This is a genomic window from Nocardiopsis sp. CNZ308, from assembly GCF_004217075.1.
This window is the reverse complement of sequence record NZ_SHKJ01000001.1, coordinates 481,353-501,807: the sequence shown is the minus strand read 5'-3', so window position 1 is coordinate 501,807 and position 20,455 is coordinate 481,353. Positions and strand designations below refer to the sequence as shown.

Below are 20,455 nucleotides of genomic sequence, written 5' to 3'. Positions count from 1 at the left end.
GAATCGAGGAGGACGACATCATGAGCGCCATGGCGATTCCCGGCCCCTGGTCCTGGGAGGCGCGCGGACCGCGCCGTCCGCGCCTTCCCTGGAGCCGCCGGCCGGAGGAGGAGCGACACGGACACCCCGAGCACCCCGGCCACCGCGGTCCGCGAGGCGGCGGGCGGTTCGCGTTCGGTCCGCCCGGCCCGCCTCCGCCCCCCGAGCCCCCGATGGGGCCGGGAGGGCCGCCCTGGGGAGGAGGGCCCTTCGGTCACGACCACCCCTTCGGCGGCTTCGGCCCCGGCGGTTTCGGCCCCGGCGGTTTCGGGCCGGGCGGGGGGTTCGGCCCGGGAGGCGGCCCCGGCGGTCGGCGCCGGGGCGGGCACCGCGCCAAGCGGGGTGACGTGCGCACCGGCATCCTGATGCTGCTCGCGGAGGAGCCGCGCAGCGGTTACGAGATCATCCGCGAGGGCCGCGAGCGCAGTGGCGGCATGTGGCGGCCCAGCCCGGGCTCGGTCTACCCCATGCTCCAGCAGCTGGAGGACGAGGGTCTGGTCGTCCAGGAGGAGGGCGAGGGGCGCCGCCGCCCCTACCGGCTCACCGAGGAGGGCATCGCCCACCTGGAGGAGCACGGCGCCGGGCTCACTCCGCCCTGGGAGGCGGTCGCCGACGCCTACGCCGACAGCCGGTCCCGGTACGAGGAGATCGCGGCCCTGGCCCACCAGCTCACCGCGGCCGCGGCGCAGGTCGCCCAGGCGGGCAGCGCCGACCAGCTGGAGCGGGCCAAACGGCTCCTGGCCGAGACCCGGCGGGGCCTCTACCTCATCCTCGCCGAGGAGGAGGCGGCCGACAGCGCCTCCGCCGCGGCGGAGGACGACGAGGACTGAGGCGGCGGGCGCCGACCGGTGACGGCGACGACGCAGGGGTGCCCGGGAACGCGAGCGCGTCCCCGGGCACCCCTGCCTGTTCGCGCCCCTGTCCGTCGGCGCCGCTGTTCGTCAGCGCCTCCGCCTGTCAGCGCCCAGCCGGTCGGTGTCCCGGCGCGTCGGTGCCTCGGCCCGAGGGGCGCGTCTTTCACCCCGAAGCCCCCTGTCACCGACGCGCGGACCTACTCGCCCGTCGTTCCGTCGGCGAGCTCGCGCAGCACGTCCAGGTGGCCGTTGTGGCGGGCGGTCTCCTCGACCATGTGCACCAGCACCCACCGCAGCGTGGTGTGCCCCTCGCCGCGGTGCGCGCGCCGCGAGCCCGAACCCAGTTCCAGCCGGGCGGTGATCTCCCGGGAACGGGCGCACTGGGCCTCGTACTCCTCCAGGAGCCGGGCCAGGGGGACCTCTGCGCCCCGGCGCCACTCGGCGTCGGGGTCCTCCGGGGTGGCGTAGCCCTCGTCGGGCAGCCCCAGCAGGATCACCTCGAACCAGGCGTGCTCCACCCAGCGCAGATGGGAGACGACCGCTCCCACGCTCATCAGCGGGGACGTCGGCAGGGGGGTGGAGGTGGCGTGTTCGGGGGACAGCCCGGCGCACTTGGCGTGGACCGTGGCGCGGTGCCAGTCCAGCCAACTGGTGAGCATGGTGCGCTCGTCGGCGGCCTTGGGCGGGTCGACACGCTGGACTCCGGGGACGGCCAGAGGGCTGTTCTTGTCACTCATGCCGGTATTCTCCGTTCCGGCTATGCCCCGTATCCACTGGTTTTCCGCAGGCCGGGACGGGGCGCGGGAGAGTGGGGGAGATGGCGGACCGCAACCGGGGGGAGAGGTCGGCGCCGACACGCCGACTGGTCGTGGGGGCGTGCGTCCTGGGGGCCCTGCTCCTGCTGGGCGCGGTCCTGGGACCGCTGTGGTGGGGTCTGGCACCGCGCGCGGAGGGCACCGCGCTGGGCGGGGGGCAGGTCTTCACCGGAACCACCGAGGACGTGTTCGCGGGCGAGGGCTGGTTCGCCCTCATCACCGCCCTCACCGGGCTGGTCGCGGGCTACACCGCCTACATGGCCCAGTTCCCGCTGTCGCGCCGCCGCTTCCAGGACCTGCGCATGGTCTGCCTGGTCGCGGGCTTCCTCGGCTCGCTGGGCGGGGCCGTGCTCACCTGGCGCGTCGGTGTGGCCCTGGACGGACCGGCGCACGCCGCCGTCGAGGCGGCCGAGCCCGGCGCCACCGTCCAGACCGGGCTCCAGCTCGACGCGACCGCCTTCCTGCTGATCTGGCCCCTGGTGTTCGTGCTCCAGTACGGGCTGCTCGACGCGATCAGCTTCGTGCGCCGCGACCTGCCCGGCGTGCCCCGGCAGGTGTTCGAACGGCGGGACCCGGAGTCCGAGGAGCACGCCGGGCCCGCGGCGCCGGTCGGCTCCGGCCCGGGCGCGGGTCCGGCGGCCCACCCGCCCCCCGGCGAGCCGGTCCCGGCCGAGCGCGACCCGGCGGGGCCGGAGGACCCCCGCGGCCGACCCTGACCCGGCCTCCGCTCCCGTCCTCAGAACCGGCGGACGGTCTCCTCGTACATGCCGTCGAGCAGGTCGCGGTACTTGTCCTCGACCGCCCGCCGCCGCATCTTCAGGCTGGGCGTCATCTCGCCCTCCTCGACAGTCAGGTCGCTCGGCAGGATCGCGAACCTCTTCACGGTCTCGTGCCGGGGCAGCCCCCTGTTGAGCTCGTCGACGGCCTCCTGCACCATCTCCCGGACCCTGGGCTCCCGCGTCAGGCCCGTGTAGTCGAGGTGGCCCAGTCCGTGCTCCGCCGCCCACGCGTCGATCGCCTCGGGGTCCAGGGCCACCAGCGCCACGCAGTAGGGGCGCCGGTCGCCGTGCACGACCAGGTTGCTGACGTAGGGGCACAGCGCCTTGAAGCGGCTCTCGATGCTCTGGGGCGCCACGTACTTGCCGCCGGAGGTCTTGATCAGCTCCTTCTTGCGGTCGGTGATGCGCAGGCGGCCGTTCTCCAGGGCGCCGATGTCCCCGGTGGCGAACCAGCCCTCCGGGGTGAGCACCTCCTCCGTGGCGCCGGAGAGGTTGTGGTAGCCGCGCATCACGCCGCCGCCCCGGATGAGGATCTCGCCGTCCTCGGCGATGCGCACCTCGGTGCCGGGCATGGGCAGCCCGACCGTGCCGAACCGCACGTCGCCGGGCCGGTTGACGAACGTCCCTGCGCTGGTCTCGGTGAGCCCGTAACCCTCCAGGATGACGATCCCGGCGCCGTAGAAGAACCGGCCGATCTCGGGGGACAGCGGCGCGCTGCCGGAGATGAAGAACTTCAGCCGCTCCCCGAAGCGCGCCCGCAGCCTGGCGAACACGAGCCTGTCGGCGATCCGGTACTGCGCGGCGAGCAGGCCCGTGGGTTCGCGTCCCTCCTCCTTGAGCCGGGCGACCCGGTCGCCCACCCCCGCGGCCCACCGGAAGATCCGGTACCTGGCCGCGCCGCCCTCCCTGGCCTGCATGACCACGCGGTTGTACACCTTCTCGAAGATGCGCGGGGCGGCGGCCATGAAGGTGGGCCGCACGACGGCCAGGTTGTCCACGATCCGGTCGGGGCGGCCGTCCACGGCGGTCCGGAAGCCGATCCGCAGCTGGCTGACCTGCATGAGCTTGCCGAACACGTGCGACAGCGGCAGCCACAGGTACTGGACGTCGTCGGGGCCCATCAGGTCCCAGCCCTGCGCGCGCAGTTCGGTGTCCAGGTCCGCCATGGCCTGGGACTCGTAGAGCCAGTTCGCGTGGTCCAGCCGCACGCCCTTGGGTCTGCCCGTGGTGCCGGAGGTGTAGATCAGCGTGGCCAGGTGGTCGGGTGCGACCGCCGCGACCAGCGCCTCGAACAGGTCGGGGTCCCGGTCGTGGAGTTCGGCGCCCCGGGCGGCCAGCTCCTCCAGGGACATCACCCAGTCGTCCTCGCCCCCGGCCGCGCCCTCGAAGGCGATCACCCGCGACAGCCCCGGCATCCGCGCGCGCTGGTCGACCAGCTTGGCGACCTGCTCGTCGTTCTCGGCGAAGGCCACCATGCTGCCCGAGTCGGAGACGATGAAGGCGCAGTCGGGCGGGGTGGAGGAGGGGTAGACGGTGGTGGAGGCGCCGCCCGCGCACAGCACGGCCATGTCGGCGAGGATCCACTCCACGCGCGTGCTGGAGACGATCGCGCACCGGGCCTGGGGGGTCACGCCCAGGTCGTGCAGGCCCAGCGCGATGTCGCGCACCCGGTCGCGGGTCTGGGACCAGGTGAGGGTCTCCCACTTCTCGGGGGCGCCGGACGCGCCGGGAAGGGGGTAGCTGAACGCCTCGGAGTCGGGGGACTCGGCGACGCGGGAGAGGAACATACCGGGGACGGAGGAAAAGGGGGATGAAATGTTACTCATGTCACGAAACTACCCCTGGGTAGCTAACCCGGCAACAGCCCGTGCACGCCCCCGGAAACGGTCCCCGTCGCGGGTCAGGAGGCGCCGATGGGCGCGGTGACCGCCTCGGTGAGCGTGATCAGGTCACGGGGCTTGAGCTCCATCTGGAGTCCCCGCCGCCCGGCCGAGACGTAGACCGTGGGCAGTTCGGTGACCGACGCGTCGATCACGGTGCGCAGGCGCTTGCGCTGGCCCAGGGGGCTGATCCCGCCGCGCACGTACCCGGTGGCCTTCTCGGCCAGTGCCGCGTCGGCCATGGCGGCCCTCTTGCCGCCGACCGCGGCGGCCAGCGCCTTGAGGTCGAGCGTGGTGCTGACGGGCACCACCCCGACGGTGAGCTGTCCGTCCACCTCGGCGATCAGGGTCTTGAAGACGTGCTCGTGGGGGACACCGAGCGCGTCGGCCGCGTCGGTGCCGTAGGAGTGCCCGTCCGAGGAGCCGTCCACCTCGTAGGGGTGCAGCGTGTACGTGGTCTTGGTCCGTCCGGCGGCCACGGTCGCGGGTGTGGCTTTTGCGCTCATTGGGTACCTGGTTCCTTCTCCGCGCGCGAACGCGCTGGTGCGGGCGTCGCAACAGCCCGGATCGGGCCCCGGGCACGCCGCACCGGTTCGCACAGCAGGCTAGGCCAACACGGGGCCGGGTCGCGCGCAGGCGTGCGGGGAAAGCCGGTGTTTCCTCCGTTGGACACCGGTATCGGGCCCTTCGACCCGGAAAGGGGCCGGTGAACGCGCCGCTCGGCCCCCTAGTTGAACGACACGCCGTTGTTGAGGAAGGGGCCCGCGGGGAGGTTGGGCAGGGTGGGAGCGGCCACGATGCGGTTCTCCCGGCGCAGGAAGCGGGCTGTCACGGCCAGCCGGGTCGCGGCGTCCTCGGCCTCCAGCATCCGCTGCTTCTCCGCCTGGTCCAGGACCGCGGCCGCGGCCACCGCGTAGGACAGCGCGATGGGGTCCTTGGGCAGCTCGGGCGAGGCGTCCGGCGACATCCCGATCGAGGCCAGGCGCTGGGAGTAGGTCCCGAACAGATCGCGCACGCGCTCGGCGTGCTCCTCCACGTCCGGGCCGGTCGGCTCGGGCAGGAAGGCCACCGACGCGGTCGAGTACTCCTCGGGGGAGGAGGCGTCCACCTCCGACAGGTCGGTGATGGAGAACCGCGCGCCGCCCTCGACGACCAGGTCGTAGCGGCCGTCCTCGTAGGTGCGCACGTCGCGTACCAGGGCGGTGCATCCGGTCGCGCTGATCCGGGGCAGCGAGGTGCCCGGTCCTCCCGTGGTGGGGATCCCGGTGTCGGCGCCGCCGGAGCCCTGGCCGGACTCGGAGGCCACCTCCTGGCCCAGTTCGATCCACACGACGCCGAACCGGAGCGGGCCCCGGCCGCGCCCGCTCTCGTCCCCCTGGGCGAAGGTGGGCCCGAGCAGCTCCGCGACCAGGCGGCGGTAGCGCCGCTCGAAGACGTGCAGGGGGACGGTCATACCGGGGAACAGCACGGTGTTCAACGGGAAGATCGGCAGGGCCAAGGGCATGGTTCCAGTATGCCCCTCATGCCGGGAACGCGGGCGCCGAAACCGGCGGCGCGTCCCCGGCCGGTCCCGGCCCCCGAGGCCCGCGGGCCGGGACCCGGGGTCAGGAGACCGACGGGCCGGCGGTGCCGGGCGCGCCCTGGCTGCCGCTGTCCTCGCTGGGCATGTCCCGGGCGACGAAGTCCTCCACGTGGAACAGGTTGCCGTTGGCGCGGTCCACCACGTTGAGGAGGGTCGACATCTTGGCGACCTCCTCGGTCTGCTCCTGGATGAACCACTGGAGGAACTGCTCGCCGGTGTAGTCGTCCTCGTCCCGGGCGACCTTGGCCAGGCGCTGGAACTGGTCGGTCACCTCGCGCTCCTGGCGAAGGGCCAGGGCGACCAGGTCGCGGGGCACGGCGAAATCGGTCTCGATCTCGTCCACGCCCGGGAGGGAGAACGGGACGTCGGTGTCCAGGAGGAACCGCACGATCATCATCGCGTGGTCGCGCTCCTCCAGGGACTGCTCGTAGAAGACCCGCGCCAACTGGGGCAGGTCGTGGTCGTCGAACCAGGCGGCGATGGCCACGTACTGGTGGGAGGCCGTGAACTCGTGCCGCACCTGGTCGACGAGGAGCCGGTGGAACTTGGAAAGGCCGATATCGCTGCTCTTGTTCGAAGTCATGAGTACACGATAACGCATGGAAAAGCATTTCGCGACATTTATCAGTGTGACTCGAATTTCTTAGGCAAGCCTTTCTGAAGGTTAATAAGGTTAGGTGTCCCAAACTTAGGCCGCACTTATTCGGGCGTAACGTGTTCCACCCCGTCGGCACCCTCCCGGGCCGACGCGTACCCGCCGGTGGCGCGTGTGGCGTCCATCATCCGGACGGCGCCGCCCACCGAATGGGCACTTCCCCCTAGACTGGGACCGTGATCAGTCGAATCGACCTCCGAGGCACCCAAGGCGACCCGCGTCAGGCCCTTCCGCGCGCGGAACTGGACGTGGCGGCCGCCGCCGAGCGCGTACGCCCCCTGTGCGAGGACGTGCGCCATCGCGGTGTCGAGGCCCTGGTCGAACTCACCGAGCGCTTCGACGGCGTCAGACTGACCGACATCCGCGTGCCCAAGGACGCGATCGAGGCCGCCCTGGACGGCCTCGACCCCGCTGTGCGCGCCGCGCTGGAGGAGTCCATCCGCCGCGCCCGCGCGGTCCACCGCGACCAGCGCCGCACCGACCACACCACCCGCGTCGTGCCCGGGGGCACCGTCACCGAGAAGTGGATCCCCGTCGACCGCGTCGGCCTCTACGTGCCGGGCGGCCGGGCCGTCTACCCCTCCAGCGTCGTCATGAACGTCGTCCCCGCCCAGGAGGCGGGGGTGCGCTCCCTGGCGGTCACCTCACCGCCCCAGAGCGCCTTCGGCGGGCTGCCCCACCCGACCATCCTCGCCGCCTGCGCCCTGCTCGGCGTCGACGAGGTCTACGCCGTCGGCGGCGCCCAGGCGATCGCCATGTTCGCCTACGGCGCGGGCCCCTGTGAGCGCGCCGACATGGTCACCGGCCCCGGCAACATCTGGGTGGCCGCGGCCAAGCGCCTGCTCAAGGGCGTCATCGGCATCGACGCCGAGGCCGGTCCCACCGAGATCGCGATCCTCGCCGACGCCACCGCCAACCCCGACTACGTCGCCGCCGACCTGATCAGCCAGGCCGAGCACGACGTCGTCGCCGCCTCCGTCCTGGTCACCCCGGACGAGGCGCTCGCCGAGGCGGTCACCGACCGCCTCGCCGCCCGCGTGGCCGCCACCAAGCACGGCGACCGCGTCCGCGAGGCCCTGTCCGGCCCGCAGTCCGGCATCGTCCTGGTCGACGACCTCGACCACGGCCTCGCCGTCGTCAACGCCTACGCCGCCGAGCACCTGGAGGTCATGACCGCCGACGCCGCCGCGTGGGCCGCGCGCGTGCGCAACGCGGGCGCGATCTTCGTCGGCGACTTCTCGCCGGTCTCCCTGGGCGACTACGCGGCCGGGTCCAACCACGTGCTGCCCACCGGCGGCTGCGCCTGCCACACCGGCGGCCTGAGCGTGCAGACCTTCCTGCGCGGCGTGCACGTGGTCGAGTACGACCGCGAGGCGCTGACCGACGTCGCCCACCACGTCATCGCCCTGGCCAACGCCGAGGACCTGCCCGCGCACGGCGAGGCCGTCGCCGCGCGCACGGACCCGGCCTGAGCCCGAAGGCCACCCGCCCGGCGGGAACCCGGGCGCGCGGGCCCCGCGGCCGCACCGGCCGCGATCCGCACGCCCCGCCCGCCTCCGACCGACCATGAGCGTGCAACCGTGAGCTTCACCCTGAACGACCTGCCCCTGCGCGACGACCTGCGCGGCCGCTCGCCCTACGGCGCGCCGCAGCTGGACGTGCCCGTGGTGCTCAACACCAACGAGAACCCGCACCCGCCCTCGTCGCGCCTGGCCAAGGCGCTGGCCGAGGCGGTCGCCGACACCGCCCTGGGCCTCAACCGCTACCCCGACCGGGACGCGGTCCGCCTGCGCGAGGGCCTGGCCGCCTACCTCGGCCACGGCCTGACCGCCGACCAGGTGTGGGCGGCCAACGGCTCCAACGAGGTCCTCCAGCAGATCCTCCAGGCCTTCGGCGGCCCCGGCCGGTCCGCTATGGGCTTCGAGCCGTCCTACTCCATGCACCCGATCATCTCCCGGGGCACCGGCACCGCCTGGGTGTCCGTGCCGCGCGGAGCCGACTTCCGCGTCGACGTGGACGCCGCCCTGGCCGCCATCGCCGAGCACCAGCCCAGCGTCGTCTTCCTCACCTCGCCCAACAACCCCACCGGCACCGCCCTGGAGCTGGCCGACACAGAGCGCGTCCTGGCGGCGGCCCCCGGTGTCGTGGTCGTGGACGAGGCCTACGCCGAGTTCCGCCGCGAGGGCACGCCCAGCGCGCTGAGCCTGCTGTCCGACCACCCCAGGCTCGTCGTCTCGCGCACCATGTCCAAGGCCTTCGCCCTGGCCGGGGCGCGCGTGGGCTACCTGGCCGCCCACCCGGCCGTGGTCGAGGCCCTCCAGCTGGTCCGCCTGCCCTACCACCTGTCCGCCGTCACCCAGACGGTCGCGCTCACCGCGCTCGACCACGCCGACGAACTCCTCGCCGCCGTCGCCGACCTGCGCGCCGAACGCGACTCCCTGGTCGCCTGGCTGCGCGGGCACGGCTTCTCGGTCGCCGAGTCCGACGCCAACTTCGTCCTGTTCGGCGAGTTCGAGGACCGCACCCGCGTCTGGCAGGACATGCTCGACCAGCAGGTCCTCATCCGTGAGACCGGCCCGCCCGGGTGGCTGCGCGTCAGCGTCGGAACCCCGGAGGAGATGGCCGCCTTCCGCCGGGCCCTGCTCAGCGCCACCGGACGCTGAGTCGTGCCCGCCGCCCCCGAGACCGCCGCCGGGCCCGGCCCGGACGGGCCCCGCACCCACCGCACCGAGCGAGGAAGTCCCACCACCATGAGCCGCACCGGACGCGTCGAGCGCACCACCAAGGAAACCAAGGTCCTGGTCGAGATCGACCTGGACGGAACCGGAGTCGCCGACGTCTCCACCGGCGTCGGCTTCTTCGACCACATGCTGGACCAGCTCGCCAAGCACGGCCTGTTCGACCTGACCGTGCGCACCGAGGGCGACCTGCACATCGACTCCCACCACACCATGGAGGACACCGCCCTGGCCCTGGGCGCGGCCTTCCGCGAGGCCCTGGGCGACAAGCGCGGCATCCGCCGCTTCGCCGACGCCAAGGTGCCCCTGGACGAGGCCCTGGCCGAGGTCACCGTCGACGTCTCCGGCCGCCCCTACCTCGTGCACAGCGAGCCCGAGGGCATGGCCCCGCTGATCGGCCGTGACTACGACACCACCATGACCCGCCACATCCTGGAGTCGTTCGTGGCCCAGGCCCGCGTCGCCCTGCACGTGCGCGTGCCCTACGGCCGCAACGCCCACCACATCGTCGAGTGCCAGTTCAAGGCGCTGGCCCGCGCCCTGCGCGCGGCCACCGAGGACGACCCGCGCGTCAGCGGCATCCCGTCCACCAAGGGCGCCCTGTAGATGGACGGATACCTGTGGGGGATCGCCCTCATCGTGCTCGGGGGCTTCCTCGCCGGGGGCGCGTACGCCCTGTGGAGGGTCAACCGGCCCCTCGCCGTCGTCCTGGCCGGATGCACGGCGCTCGCGCTGGCCTCCGGCGTACTGCGCCTGGACTACTTCTGAAGGGGAAGGGCAGCACCATGCCGTCACGAGTGGTCGTCTTCGACTACGGCTCCGGCAACCTGCGCTCGGCGCAGCGCGCGATGGAGCGCACCGGAGCCGACGTCACCGTCACCTCCGACCCGCACGCCGCCCTCGACGCGGACGGCCTCGTCGTCCCGGGCGTGGGCGCGTTCAGCGCCTGCATGTCCAGCCTCCGGGCCGCGGGCGGCGACCGGATCATCGGCAGGCGCGTGGCCGGGGGGCGCCCGGTCCTGGGCATCTGCGTGGGGATGCAGGTGCTCTTCGACCGGGGGGTGGAGCGCGCCGACTCCGACGCCGAGGCGGAGGAGGAGGTCACCGAGGGCTGCGGCGAGTGGCCCGGAACGGTGGACCGCCTGCGCGCACCGGTCGTTCCGCACATGGGCTGGAACACCGTCCGCCCACCCGAGGACACCCGGCTCTTCGCCGGGATCGGTCCCGAGGACCGCTTCTACTTCGTGCACTCCTACGCCGTGCGCGAGTGGGAGTTCACGCCCACCAACGAGCGCATCCCGGCGCCCGGGGTGACCTGGGCCGAGCACGGCGAGCCGTTCGTGGCCGCCGTCGAGAACGGACCCCTGTGGGCCACCCAGTTCCACCCGGAGAAGTCCGGCGACACGGGCGCCCGCATCCTGGCCAACTGGGTGGACACCCTCTGACCGGTGTCCGCCGGGGCCGCGCCCGGCCCGCCACCGCTCCCGAAGACCTTCCGACCGACGAGAACGAGATGACTCCATGACCGGCGAGACCACCACCCCCGTACTCGAACTGCTGCCCGCCGTGGACGTGGCGGGCGGCCAGGCCGTCCAGCTCGTCCAGGGCAAGGCGGGCTCCGGCGGGCAGTACGGCGACCCCTTCGAGGCGGCCCTGGCCTGGCAGTCCGCCGGTGCCGAGTGGATCCACCTGGTGGACCTGGACGCCGCGTTCGGCCGCGGCCACAACCGCGACCTGCTGCGCGACATCGTGGGCCGCCTCGACGTCAAGGTCGAGATGTCCGGCGGCATCCGCGACGACGAGTCGCTGGCCGCGGCCCTGTCCACCGGGTGCAGGCGGGTCAACATCGGCACCGCGGCCCTGGAGAACCCCGAGTGGTGCGCCAGGATCATCGCCGAGCACGGCGACCGGATCGCGATCGGCCTGGACGTGCGCGGCACCACCCTGGCCGCGCGCGGCTGGACCCGCGACGGCGGCGACCTCATGCAGACCCTGGAGCGCCTGGAGTCGGAGGGCTGCGCCCGCTACGTCGTCACCGACGTCCAGAAGGACGGCACCCTCAAGGGCCCCAACCTGGACCTGCTGCGCACCGTGTGCGAGCGCACCGACAAGCCGGTGGTGGCCAGCGGCGGCGTCTCCAGCCTGGAGGACCTGCGGGCGATCGCCACGCTGGTGCCGCTGGGCGTGGAGGGCGCCATCATGGGAACCGCGCTGTACGAGGGCGCCTTCACCCTGGAGGACGCCCTGGCCACGGTGCGCGAGGCGGGGAGCGTGCGGCCGTGAGCGTGTCGGTGCGCGTCATCCCCTGCCTGGACGTGGACGCCGGGCGGGTGGTCAAGGGCGTCAACTTCGAGAACCTGCGCGACGCGGGCGACCCGGTGGAGCTGGCGGGCACCTACGACGCCGACGGCGCCGACGAGCTCACCTTCCTCGACGTCACCGCCTCCAGCGGCGACCGCGAGACCACCTACGACGTGGTGCGCCGCACCGCCGACCAGGTGTTCATCCCGCTGACCGTGGGCGGCGGGGTGCGCACCCCCGACGACGTGGACCGGCTGCTGCGCGCGGGCGCGGACAAGGTGGGCGTCAACACCGCCGCCATCGCCCGGCCCGAACTCATCGGGGAGATCGCCGAGCGCTTCGGCCGCCAGGTGCTGGTGCTCTCCGCCGACGTGCGCCGGGTGCGCGAGGACGGGCGGCCGACCCCGAGCGGGTTCGAGGTCACCACGCACGGCGGGCGCCGCAGCGCCGGGGTCGACGCCCTGGAGTGGTGCGAGCGCGCGGCCGAGCTGGGGGCGGGGGAGATCCTGCTCAACTCGATGGACGCCGACGGCACCCGGTCGGGCTTCGACCTGGAGCTGATCCGGGCGGTGCGCTCGCGGGTGGAAGTGCCGCTGATCGCCTCCGGAGGCGCGGGCGCGGTGGAGCACTTCGCCCCGGCCGTGGAGGCGGGCGCGGACGCGGTGCTGGCCGCGACGGTCTTCCACTTCGGGCAGTTCACCATCGCCGACGTCAAGAAGAGCCTGCGCGAGGCGGGCCACCCCGTCCGCTGATCGGCGCGGGGCCCGGCCCCGGCCGCTTCCGGGTACACGGCCTCCGCGCGCACGCGAGCGCGCGGGGGCCTTTCGCGTGTCCGGCCCCTTGTGTGTCCGACCCTTGCGTGTCCGGCCCGCTCGTGTCCGAACCCCCGTGTTCCGCGGCCCCGCCTCCGGCCGGGACCCGGTCGCGCCCCGTGGCCCGGTACACGCGCACACCGTCGAATCGGTTGGCCCATGTGCTGAGAAAACGGGACAAGGACAGAGAACTATGTCCTTTTGGTGGCATTGGCGTGCATTTTGTGAACGTGATGCGTGTCTCACACATCGAACAGTGTGTAACACCGAACCACCGCGCAGCACCGACCACAGGGACCACAGGGGAAAGGAACCTCTCCATGTCCACCACCACCGGGCGGGCCGCCTCCCTCCTCGCGGCCGCCGCCCTCGCCGCGACCACCGCCCTCGCCACCGCGCCCGCCGCCCTGGCCGACGACCTCGACCAGACCTCCCCCGAGGTCCTCGCCGCCATCGAGTCCCAGGTCTGGCCCGAGTACACCCTCGGCGACTCCAGCATCGACGTCTACGCCGCCAAGATGCTGCTCTCCTCGGGTGAGATCAACCCCGGCGAGCTGAACCTGGAGTTCGACCAGGACCTGCACGACACCCTCGTCACCTACCAGGAGGCCTTCGGCCTGCACAACGACGGCGACCTCAACCCCGACACCTGGGAGCACTTCCAGGAGCTGGTCTTCGGCCAGCACCAGTTCCGCCGCGGAGACACCGGCCCGGTCGTCACCATGATCCAGCGCGAGCTCAACGCCAAGTTCAACGCCCACCTGGCCACCGACGGCGTCTACGGACCCGCCACCGAGCGGGCCGTCCGCGCCGCCCAGGAGCACTTCGGCATCGGCGTCGACGGGATCTTCGGGCCCGTCTCCTTCCACGCCGTGATCAGCTACCAGGACTACGCCCGCTGACCGGCCCCGCGACGTCCCGGCGACCGTGACCGGGACGCACCCCTCCCGGCGGCGCCCGGGCCCACCCTCTCGGGGCCCGGGCGCCGCCGCGCGCGACCGCCCCGCGCCCCCGCCCCCGCCCGCGACCGGAACCGGCCCCGCCACACCCCGAACCGGACGGAATAGCCCCGTCGCGCCGCGCGCTGAAACAATCCGGTGGAACCTTGTCGGTGCCGCTGGATAGGTTGACACGACACGCGCACGTCCGCGCCCTCCGGCATGCCCGGGGGCCGCCGCGCGCGTGTCGGGCTGCGCCGGGCCTGCCCGGCCACGGAGGAGAACGGGGGGCGTATGGCGCGGGGTACGAGCACGAGGGAACCGGAGAACGAGGAGGGAACGGCACCGCCCGGAGCCGCCGACGGACCGGGAGCGCGCCGGGGGACCGACGCCGCCGAGCACACCGGGGTCTTCTCCCGCGGCATGCGGGTGCTGTGGGTCGCCGCCCGCACCGAACCGTGGGTCTTCCTCGCCGCCGTCATCGGGGCCATGCTGCACGCCGCCGTCAACGTCGGCTCCGCCTCGGTCCTGGGCCACCTCACCGACGCCACCATCCTCCCCGCCTTCGAACAGGGCAGCACCACCACCGCCGCCCTCGTCGGCGCCGCCGCGCTCCTCATGGGCGTGGGACTGGGCAAGGCCACCGGCATCGCCATGCGCCGCATGCTCGCCGCGCTCATGCAGTTCCGCATGCAGGCCCGCTACCGCCGCGCCGTCGCCCGCAAGTACCTCGAACTGCCCCTGTCCTGGCACCACCGCCACCCCACCGGACAGCTGCTGTCCAACGCCAACGCCGACGTCGAGGCCGCCTGGCAGCCGCTCGCCCCGCTGCCCATGGCCGTCGGCAGCGTGTTCATGCTGGTCATCGCGGCCATCGCCATGCTCACCACCGACCCGGTCCTGGCCCTGGTCGCCTTCGTCGTCTTCCCGGTCCTGGCCGCCGCCAACGTCGTCTTCCAACGGCGCGTCTCACCCATGGCCTCGCGCGCCCAGGCGCTGCGCGCCGAGGTCAGCGGCGTCGCCCACGAGTCCTTCGACGGCGCCCTCGTCGTCAAGACCCTGGGCCGCGAGGACACCGAGACCGAGCGCTTCACCTCCGCCGCCCACCGCCTGCGCGACGCGCTCATCCAGGTCGGCCGGATGCGCTCGATGTTCGACCCGGTCATGGAGGCCCTGCCCAACTTCGGCGTGCTCGCCGTCCTGCTCCTGGGCATGTGGCGGCTGTCCACCGGCGCCATCGACGCCGGGGACCTGGTTCAGATCGCCTTCCTGTTCACCCTCCTGGCCCTGCCCATCCGCTCCTTCGGGTGGATCCTGGGCGACCTGCCCCGCAGCGTCGTGGGCTGGGACCGCGTCCAGTCCGTACTCAACTCCGGCGGCGCCATGGAGTACGGCACCCGCACCCTGGAGGACACCCCCACCGGCATCGCCCTGAGCGCCCGCGGCGTGACCTTCTCCTACGCCGACTCCTACGACGAGCGGGGCGGCGCGCGCGACCTCATGGACGGCGGCGCCGACACCGCGCCGCGCACCACCGTCCTCAACGGCGTGGACCTGGACATCGCCCCCGGACGCACCGTCGCACTGGTCGGCCCCACCGGGTCGGGCAAGTCCACGCTCACCACCGTCCTCATGCGCCTGGTCGACGCCGACACGGGCACCGTCACCCTCGACGGCGTCGACGTGCGCGACCTGGCCCGCGACCAGATCCCCCGGCACGCGGCCCTGGTGCCCCAGGGCACCTTCGTGTTCGAGGACAGCGTCCGCGACAACATCACCCTGGGCGCCGACGCCGACGCCGACGACGACCAGGTCTGGGCCGCCCTGCGCCTGGCCCGCGCCGACGGCTTCGTCCGCGAGCTGGAGGGCGGACTCGACGCCCGGCTCGGCGAGAAGGGCACCACCCTCTCCGGAGGCCAGCGCCAGCGCCTGGCCCTGGCCCGCGCGATCGTGCGCCGCCCGAGGCTGCTCATCATGGACGACGCCACCTCGGCGGTGGACCCCCAGATCGAGGCGCAGATCCTGGCGGGCCTGCGCGAACGCGACGACGCCGCCACCGTGGTCGTGGTCGCCTACCGCCGCGCCACCATCGAACTCGCCGACGAGGTCGTCTACATGGAACGCGGACGCGTGCTGGCCCGCGGCACCCACGAGGAACTGCTCACCACCTCGCCCGGCTACACCAGGCTCGTCACCGCCTACGAGCGCGCCTCCGCCGAGGGGCAGGCCGAGACGGACCCGCTGCCCGAGGAACCCGGCCCCCTCGAACCCTCCCGCCCCACCCGTGACGACGCCGCCGAGGAGGCCACCCGATGAGCGCGCCCACCCGCGACGAGCAGCGAGAGCGGGAGGGGGAGGAGCGGCCCGGCCGCGCCCCCGACGACCCGGCCGTGTCGCTGCACCGCTCCTCCGAGGGGGCGATGGACACGCTCAGGCGCGGCCTGCGGCTCTCCCCGGAGTTCGCCCGCGGCCTGTGGCTCACCCTGGCCTTCGCCGTCGTGGCCACCGCCGGCAAGGTCATCGTGCCCATCGCCGTCCAGCAGATCATCGACAACGGGCTGACCGGCGCGAACGGCCCCGACCTGGGCTTCGTCACCCGCATGGTGACCGTCTGCGCCGCCCTGCTCGTGGTCACCATGATCTGCTCCTACCTGATGAACGTGCGCCTGTACCGGGCCACCGAGTCCGGCCTGGCCACACTGCGCCGCAAGGCCTTCCGGCACGTGCACGACCTGTCCGTGCTCACCCAGAACAGCGAGCGCAAGGGCGCCCTGGTCTCGCGCGTCACCAGCGACGTCGACCAGATCAGCACCTTCATGCAGTGGGGCGGCCTGCTCCTGCTGGTCAGCAGCGGCCAGCTCCTGGTCGCCACCGTCCTGATGGCGGTCTACTCCTGGCAGCTCACCCTCGTGGTGTGGATCTGCTTCCTGCCGCTGCTGTTCGGCGTGCGCTGGCTCCAGAAACTGCTCTCCAAGGCCTACCTCACGGTCCGCGAGAACACCGGCGACATGCTCGGCGTCATCGGCGAGACCGTCATGGGCGCCTCCGTCATCCGCGCCCACGGCACCGAGGGGCGCACCGCCGAGCGCATCGACACCACCGTCCTGACCACGCGCCGCTCCCAGATCCGCGCCCAGCGGCTGTCCATGGCGGTCTCGCCCTTCGCCGAGATCATCGCGGCCCTGGGCAACACCGCCGTCGTCCTCATCGGCGTCTGGCTCGGCCTGGACGGCGGCCTGACCGCCGGGCAGCTCATCGCCTTCCTGTTCCTGATGACCCTGTTCATCCAGCCGATGATGATGGCCACCGAGATCTTCAACGAGGCCCAGAACGCCATCGCGGGCTGGCGCCGCGTCCTGGGCGTGCTCGACACCGTCCCCGACATCGCCGACCCCGGCGAGGCGGGCCGGGTGCTGCCGCGCGGACCGGTCCGGGTCTCCTTCGACGGGGTGACCTACTCCTACCCCGAGGGCCCCGTCGTCCTCGACGACGTCAGCGTCGAGATCACCCCCGGCACCCGCGTGGCCGTGGTGGGCGAGACCGGCTCTGGCAAGACCACCTTCGTCAAACTGCTCACCCGCCTCATGGACCCCGCCCAGGGCACCGTCCGGCTCGACGGCGTCGACCTGCGCGAGGTGGCCTTCTCCTCCCTGCGCAGCCGCGTGGTGATGGTCCCGCAGGAGGGCTTCCTCTTCGACAGCTCCCTGGGCGACAACATCCGCTTCGCCCGCCCCGAGAGCACCGACGCCGAACTGGAGGCCGCCGTCACCGAACTGGGGCTGGCCGAGTGGCTCGACAGCCTCGCCCACGGACTCGACACCCCCGTGGGCCAGCGCGGGGAGTCGCTCTCGGCGGGGGAGCGGCAGCTCGTCGCCCTGGTGCGCGCCTACATCGCCGACCCCGACCTGCTGGTACTGGACGAGGCCACCTCGGCGGTGGACCCGCACACCGAGGTGCGCATCCAGCGCGCCCTGGACCGGCTCACGCATGGACGCACCTCCGTGGCCATCGCGCACCGGCTCTCCACCGCCGAGGCCGCCGACCGGGTCCTCGTCTTCGACGACGGGCGCATCGTGCAGAGCGGCTCGCACACCGAACTGGTGGACAGGCCCGGCGTGTACGCCGACCTGTACGCCTCCTGGGTGCGCTCCTCGGCCTGACCGGGACCGTCCACAGGCCGGCGGAAGGGGGTGCGCCCGCACGTCCCCGCCGGGCTGGCGTCGATCCGGGGGCGCCGTGTCCGTCCCGACGGCGGGGCGGCCCCCCTGATCCATTCACCCCGGGCCGCCCGGACCCGGGCAACGCCCCGGCCGGGCCTGTGGACGCCCGCCGCTGACCGCCGAGAGCGCTACCGGCCGCGCCACCAGTGCGCCGCCAGCAGCTCCGCCACCAGCGGCTCCACCAGCAGGCTCACGTCCTGGTCGGTGTCGCCCGGGTAGCGCACGGTCAGCTCCGCCTCCGGCATCCGCTCCTGGCCGGGGGTGGGGCCCACCGCCACGAACGCCCCCCGCAACTGCCCCAGGTGCTGGGCGAAGCGCTCGTCGTAGGCCGAACCCGCGAACAGCAGCGCCCGGTAGTCCGTCACCGCCGCCAGGTGGCGGTCGGTGTGCGACCACTCCCCGGTCTCACACGCGTGCGCCACCCGCACCGGCCCCTGGCGCAGCACCCGCACCCCCTGCCAGGCCGACGCCATGCGCTCGGCCGGGGCCACCATGTGCACCCCGTGCGGCGAATCCAGGATCCGGGCGACCTCAGGCACCCACCCCGGCGCGCTCTCCAGCAGCGAAGCCGTCGCGTTCGCCGTGCGGCGCAGCAGCCCCGGCAGGGACTGGCTGTTGCCCGTCCGGGGAGCGCCCAGACGGTGCCCCAACAGCAGGAGCAGGGCCAGCGCGTGCTGGTAGGCGCGACAGCCCACACCGCTCGCCTCCTCACCCGCGTGCAGCGGCACCAGCAGATCCGCCTGCCGCCCCACCACCGAGTCCACCGACGGGGCCAGCACGATCACCGGCGACCGCGCCACGTAGCGGTCCAGCACCGTGTACAGCTCGCGCTGCCCACCGCCCAGGCTCACCGCGACCACGAGCGTCTCCGGACCCGCGGGCGGCTCCTCCGCCGACGAGGAGAAGTCCGCGCTCGCCGCGATCCCCGCCCGGCGCAGCCGCGTCGCCGCCACCTCGCACGCGTGCCGCGCCGCGCCCAGGCCCAGGAAGCGCACCGCGGCGGGCTCGTCGTCGAGCAGCGCGGGCAGCGCGGCGTAGGGATCCCACCGCGGAAAGCGCTCGGCGAGCCGGATCAGCGCCTCGGGCTTGCCCGCGAGGTCGCGGGACAGGGACTCGGCGGTCACGAAACCCCCCAGGGTACGAAGGCAGGGCGAGGGACGACGCACGAACTCTAGGACATCCGCGGCCCCCGGCTCCCCGCGCCCACCGCCCCCCGGCCCCGCGCCCCCCGCCGTCCCGTCCCGAACAGCCCCCGCACCGCCCCGACCCGCGCCCCCGACGCCAGGGGACACCCGGTGCGGGACGCTCCGGCGGCGGCCATAACCTGGAGTGCATGAGCGTCACCAGCCTCGACCCGGACATCGCCGCCCGACTCAAGCGCAACCCGGACGGCCTCGTCCCCGCCGTCGTGCAGCAGCACGACACCGGGGAGGTCCTCATGCTCGCCTGGATGGACGACGAGGCCCTGCACCGCACCCTCACCACCGGCTCCGCCACCTACTGGTCGCGCAGCCGCGGCGAGTACTGGGTCAAGGGAGCCACCTCCGGACACACCCAGCGTGTGGTGTCGGTCGCACTCGACTGTGACGGGGACACCCTTCTGGTCCGCGTCGACCAGGAGGGCGCCGCCTGCCACACCGGCGACCACACCTGCTTCGACGCCGGGAGACTCCTGTGAGTTCGGCCTCCTCGCCCCGCGTGCGCCGGGAGTACGGCCTGGCCATGCTCGCCCTGGCCGCCGGGGCCGGACTCCTGCTCGCCGCCGCCGGACGCCAGTGGGCGACCGGCGAACTCACCGCGCCCGGGCCGGTCGCCCCCGTCTCCGTGGAGCTCACCGGAACCGACCTCACCGGAGCCCTGAGCGGCTTCGGCTGGGCCGGCCTGGCCGGGATCGCCGGCCTGTACGCCACCAGGGGATGGGGCCGCCGGGCGGTCGGCCTCCTCGTCGCCCTGGGCGGAGCGGGCGCCCTCAACGCCGTCTGGGGCGCCACCCGCCCCGACGCGCTCCTGGCCGCGATGGCCGACAGCACCACCGACACCGCCGGGGCCGCCCAGGTGGCCGCCGACCCCCGCCTGCTGGCCCTGGGGCCCGCCATGGCCGTGGCCGGAGCCGTCCTCCTGGTCGCGGCGGGGCTGGTCGCGGTACTGCGAGCCCCTGCCTGGCCTGGTATGGGCACCCGGTACGATCGGGACGCCGCACCGCGCGCGACCCGGTCCGAGACGCCCTCCGACCTGTGGAGGTCGCTGGACGCCGGTGACGACCCCACACTCGACGCCGAGCCCGCGGGCGCCACGCCCGCGGACCCCGACGGCGCCGCCCACGCACCGCGGGCAGCACGCCCAGCCGAACCTAAGGAGAACACCTGATGGCCGACGAGCACCACGACGACCACGGCAACACCCTGTCCGCCTGGTTCCTCACCGTGTCCTGGATCGTGGCGTGGTCCGTGGCGGCCTTCGTCATCGTCTTCCTCGGCGGCGACCTGCTGCTGTGGACCGCAGTCGCCCTCGTCGCCAGCGTCGTGCTCGCCGCGATCGCCGGTGTCATGAAGAAGGCCGGCTACGGCCGCAAGGAGCCCCGCCCGGTTCCGCCCACGCGCGAGGAGTGGGAGGCCGGCCGCAAGTCCGCCGCCGCGCAGCCCGAGCCCGCCGCCGCGCAGCCCGGCCCCGCCCTGGACCCCGACGCGACCAAGGCCTGACGGACACCGGCGCACCAGGGAAGCCGCAGCTCACAACGAGTGAATAACGGAAATATGGACGAAGGTCCCACGGGGCGGGTAGATTCGGCTCACCGGCCACGACTCCCGCGTCGGTTCGGTTCGGTGGGAGTCTCACCGATCTG

The 20,455-nt window shown here is 73.4% G+C and carries 21 protein-coding genes; 15 read left to right on the top strand and 6 right to left on the bottom strand.

From position 1 onward, the window contains the following. The first annotated feature begins 20 nt into the window (after positions 1-20). Positions 21-869 carry a PadR family transcriptional regulator gene (locus EV372_RS02145; RefSeq protein WP_130394626.1) on the top strand — a complete coding sequence of 283 codons (849 nt, stop codon included), beginning with the start codon at positions 21-23 and terminating at the stop codon, positions 867-869. Between the two features lie 221 nt (positions 870-1,090). On the opposite strand, the gene EV372_RS02140 is transcribed toward EV372_RS02145, so the two are convergent. Then, on the bottom strand, positions 1,091-1,630 hold the full coding sequence (locus EV372_RS02140; RefSeq protein ID WP_130394625.1) for a DinB family protein: 540 nt from the start codon (positions 1,628-1,630) through the stop codon (positions 1,091-1,093). Positions 1,631-1,710: 80 nt separating this feature from the next. Between EV372_RS02140 and EV372_RS02135 the strand changes: the two genes are divergently transcribed. Beyond that, entirely contained in the window at positions 1,711-2,424 is a 714-nt protein-coding gene (locus tag EV372_RS02135; protein ID WP_130394624.1) for a hypothetical protein, read from the top strand. Between the two features lie 20 nt (positions 2,425-2,444). Here the strand turns inward: EV372_RS02135 and EV372_RS02130 are convergent, their stop codons facing one another. The 4 genes from EV372_RS02130 to EV372_RS02115 all read right to left on the bottom strand — a co-directional run bounded on the left by EV372_RS02130 (position 2,445) and on the right by EV372_RS02115 (position 6,532). Then, on the bottom strand, positions 2,445-4,313 hold the full coding sequence (locus EV372_RS02130) for an AMP-dependent synthetase/ligase (RefSeq protein WP_130394623.1): 1,869 nt from the start codon (positions 4,311-4,313) through the stop codon (positions 2,445-2,447). 74 nt (positions 4,314-4,387) lie between these two features. Continuing rightward, positions 4,388-4,873 carry a Cys-tRNA(Pro) deacylase gene (gene ybaK, locus EV372_RS02125; RefSeq protein WP_082166789.1) on the bottom strand — a complete coding sequence of 162 codons (486 nt, stop codon included), beginning with the start codon at positions 4,871-4,873 and terminating at the stop codon, positions 4,388-4,390. A 221-nt stretch (positions 4,874-5,094) separates the two neighbouring features. After that, positions 5,095-5,871, bottom strand: a complete 777-nt coding sequence (locus tag EV372_RS02120) for an LON peptidase substrate-binding domain-containing protein (protein WP_130394622.1) — start codon at positions 5,869-5,871, stop codon at positions 5,095-5,097. Between the two features lie 100 nt (positions 5,872-5,971). After that, positions 5,972-6,532, bottom strand: a complete 561-nt coding sequence (locus EV372_RS02115) for a ferritin (protein WP_019610981.1) — start codon at positions 6,530-6,532, stop codon at positions 5,972-5,974. A 248-nt stretch (positions 6,533-6,780) separates the two neighbouring features. On the opposite strand from EV372_RS02115, the gene hisD reads away from it, so the two are divergent. The 10 genes from hisD to EV372_RS02070 all read left to right on the top strand — a co-directional run bounded on the left by hisD (position 6,781) and on the right by EV372_RS02070 (position 17,553). Then, complete coding sequence (gene hisD / locus EV372_RS02110; protein WP_197044349.1) at positions 6,781-8,076, top strand: histidinol dehydrogenase; 1,296 nt, start codon at positions 6,781-6,783, stop codon at positions 8,074-8,076. Between the two features lie 108 nt (positions 8,077-8,184). Beyond that, positions 8,185-9,267: a histidinol-phosphate transaminase gene (locus EV372_RS02105; protein ID WP_130394621.1), complete on the top strand. Its 1,083-nt coding sequence runs from the start codon at positions 8,185-8,187 to the stop codon at positions 9,265-9,267. Positions 9,268-9,354: 87 nt separating this feature from the next. Beyond that, on the top strand, positions 9,355-9,948 hold the full coding sequence (gene hisB / locus EV372_RS02100) for an imidazoleglycerol-phosphate dehydratase HisB (RefSeq protein WP_026338663.1): 594 nt from the start codon (positions 9,355-9,357) through the stop codon (positions 9,946-9,948). Then, a complete protein-coding gene (locus tag EV372_RS28955; protein WP_013154204.1) occupies positions 9,949-10,110 on the top strand; it encodes a hypothetical protein in 162 nt (53 codons plus the stop codon). Positions 10,111-10,127: 17 nt separating this feature from the next. Then, a complete protein-coding gene (gene hisH, locus EV372_RS02095) occupies positions 10,128-10,787 on the top strand; it encodes an imidazole glycerol phosphate synthase subunit HisH (protein ID WP_130394620.1) in 660 nt (219 codons plus the stop codon). A gap of 76 nt (positions 10,788-10,863) precedes the next feature. After that, the gene (gene priA / locus EV372_RS02090; protein WP_130394619.1) at positions 10,864-11,625 is read left to right on the top strand and encodes a bifunctional 1-(5-phosphoribosyl)-5-((5-phosphoribosylamino)methylideneamino)imidazole-4-carboxamide isomerase/phosphoribosylanthranilate isomerase PriA; all 762 of its coding nucleotides are present in this window, start codon (positions 10,864-10,866) and stop codon (positions 11,623-11,625) included. Next, on the top strand, positions 11,622-12,395 hold the full coding sequence (gene hisF / locus EV372_RS02085) for an imidazole glycerol phosphate synthase subunit HisF (protein WP_130394618.1): 774 nt from the start codon (positions 11,622-11,624) through the stop codon (positions 12,393-12,395). The genes priA and hisF overlap by 4 nt, the downstream gene beginning before the upstream one ends. A gap of 380 nt (positions 12,396-12,775) precedes the next feature. Continuing rightward, the gene (locus EV372_RS02080) at positions 12,776-13,357 is read left to right on the top strand and encodes a peptidoglycan-binding domain-containing protein (RefSeq protein WP_019610974.1); all 582 of its coding nucleotides are present in this window, start codon (positions 12,776-12,778) and stop codon (positions 13,355-13,357) included. Between the two features lie 330 nt (positions 13,358-13,687). After that, positions 13,688-15,709 carry an ABC transporter ATP-binding protein gene (locus EV372_RS02075; protein WP_130394617.1) on the top strand — a complete coding sequence of 674 codons (2,022 nt, stop codon included), beginning with the start codon at positions 13,688-13,690 and terminating at the stop codon, positions 15,707-15,709. Then, positions 15,706-17,553, top strand: coding sequence for an ABC transporter ATP-binding protein (locus EV372_RS02070; protein WP_130394616.1), 1,848 nt, complete (start codon positions 15,706-15,708; stop codon positions 17,551-17,553). The genes EV372_RS02075 and EV372_RS02070 overlap by 4 nt, the downstream gene beginning before the upstream one ends. Positions 17,554-17,741: 188 nt before the next feature. Here the strand turns inward: EV372_RS02070 and EV372_RS02065 are convergent, their stop codons facing one another. Next, entirely contained in the window at positions 17,742-18,737 is a 996-nt protein-coding gene (locus EV372_RS02065; RefSeq protein WP_130394615.1) for a phosphoheptose isomerase family protein, read from the bottom strand. A 209-nt stretch (positions 18,738-18,946) separates the two neighbouring features. On the opposite strand from EV372_RS02065, the gene hisI reads away from it, so the two are divergent. The 3 genes from hisI to EV372_RS02050 are packed head-to-tail and all read left to right on the top strand — an operon-like array spanning position 18,947 to position 20,312. After that, positions 18,947-19,291 carry a phosphoribosyl-AMP cyclohydrolase gene (gene hisI / locus EV372_RS02060; RefSeq protein ID WP_013154196.1) on the top strand — a complete coding sequence of 115 codons (345 nt, stop codon included), beginning with the start codon at positions 18,947-18,949 and terminating at the stop codon, positions 19,289-19,291. Further along, complete coding sequence (locus EV372_RS02055; RefSeq protein WP_130394614.1) at positions 19,288-19,980, top strand: Trp biosynthesis-associated membrane protein; 693 nt, start codon at positions 19,288-19,290, stop codon at positions 19,978-19,980. The genes hisI and EV372_RS02055 overlap by 4 nt, the downstream gene beginning before the upstream one ends. Continuing rightward, positions 19,980-20,312: an HGxxPAAW family protein gene (locus tag EV372_RS02050; RefSeq protein WP_013154194.1), complete on the top strand. Its 333-nt coding sequence runs from the start codon at positions 19,980-19,982 to the stop codon at positions 20,310-20,312. Before EV372_RS02055 ends, EV372_RS02050 begins: the two co-directional genes overlap by 1 nt. Positions 20,313-20,455: the final 143 nt, after the last annotated feature.